Genomic DNA, 1,596 nt, shown 5'->3' with positions numbered 1-1,596 from the left:
AGCTTGATCTTTAACCTGTGCGGCGTGGCCTTGGGGTATTCGAAGTGTTCGTTTTCTTTGTGTCGCGTTTCGGTTTTGTGCTGGTGGCGGTGGTGACGATGTGGACGTCGTGGCGGGCTGCTGGGTGGCGGTTGGGTAGTCCGGGTGGTCGGCCGGGTCCTGGCCGGGAGGGTTTCGGTGCGCAGGCGGGGTTGCCGGCTTTGGTGCGTAGGTGCCGAAAGCCTCGGCGGACACGGGCTGGGGTGAGTCGTTCGGGTGGTGCGGGGCGTTCCCAGGGCCGACGTAGGTCGCCGACGGCGCCTCGGGCGAGGCGTAGTTGGGTGTAGGCGGCTAACACGAGCCAGGTCCACCGGTCGGCGGCTTTCGGGTCTCGTAGCTTCGGGCTGGTCCAGCCCAGGGTTTGCTTGAGCATGCGGAAGGTGTGCTCGATGTCGAAGCGGCGCAGGAACGCCTGCCAGAGCAGGTCGACCTCAGCGGTGGTGGCGGTTGCTTGCGAGGACCACAGCCAGACTGGTTTCGCGATAGCGCCTGATGGCAGCCGGTCGACGGTCAGCAGGATCACGGTGCCCTCGATGATCGGCAGCGGGCCGTGTTCGGCGGTCCAGGCGGTGCGGTGGGTCAGTCTGGGGTGCAGTCGGTGCCAGGCCCGCGCGGTCGCGGTGCCGTAGAGACGGGTGTCGGTGGCCGTGGCGACGTCCGGGTCGCCCCAGCTGCCCGGGTCGCCGAAGATGAACTCGCCGCCATGGCGTCGTGGACGGCCGGTGGTGCCGGGCAGCCGCGGTGGCGTGGGTCGGCGCAGCACCCGGTCCGAGCGCATCCGCACCAGAACCTGCACCGGCAGATCGGCCAGCAGGAACGCCAGCCGGGGCCCGTCGTAACCGGCGTCCGCGACGATCCACACGTCCGGATCACCAGGGCGCCACTGCCCGACAGCGATCAGCCGCTGCACCACGTCGCGTAACTGGCCGGCGGTGACCGTTGCGGCGTCGTCGCCGGGCGCCAGCCGGCGAGCGTCCAACGGCCCGGTCCATGAGGTGCGCCCGGCCTCCAAGGCGGTGACGAACGAGTACGGCCAGCCCGGCACCCCTATGTGGGTGTCCTTGCCGCGCCCGTAGGTGTGACACAACACCCGCTGCGGGCAGGTATGCGCCTCCGGCCGCAACCAGCACGTCACATCCACCGCCAACACCACCCGCCCATCCGCGGCCCGCGGCAACGGCACCGCCGCCACCGCGCTGCGCAGCCGCTCGACGTCGATCCGACCCCGGTTCAACGCCGCATACAACGAACCGTGACCACGGCGGTGCTCACCCACCAGCGACAACTCCACCAGCGACCGCACCGGCGCATCACCACACAACAACGCGTCCGCCAACTCGAACAACGCATCCCGCCGAGCGGTCAGACAGGCGTGGAACTCACGCCGGAACGCCGCCAGCCGGCCGACCCCACCGTTCGTCCCGGCATCGTGCACACTGATCACCAGACAGCCCTTGGTTTGCGATCTTCTTCCCTAGACAAGAGGAATGATCGACCAAGGGCTGTCCCCATGATCAGCCGGGGTCGATGCCACCGCCCCGCAGGTTAAAGATCAAG

The 1,596-nt window shown here is 68.7% G+C and carries 1 protein-coding gene; it reads right to left on the bottom strand.

What is annotated here, in order from left to right; all coding sequences use genetic code 11:
• Positions 1–10 precede the first annotated feature (10 nt).
• On the bottom strand, positions 11–1,483 hold the full coding sequence (locus tag ABZ749_RS34975; RefSeq protein WP_357235643.1) for an NF041680 family putative transposase: 1,473 nt from the start codon (positions 1,481–1,483) through the stop codon (positions 11–13).
• Positions 1,484–1,596 lie beyond the last annotated feature (113 nt).

Origin of the sequence: Micromonospora sp. NPDC047753 (assembly GCF_040642735.1) — a bacterium.
In the GTDB taxonomy this organism is placed as follows: Bacteria; Actinomycetota; Actinomycetes; order Mycobacteriales; family Micromonosporaceae; genus Micromonospora.
Note: the sequence above shows the minus strand (reverse complement) of the source record. Positions and strands in the feature narration are given on the sequence as shown.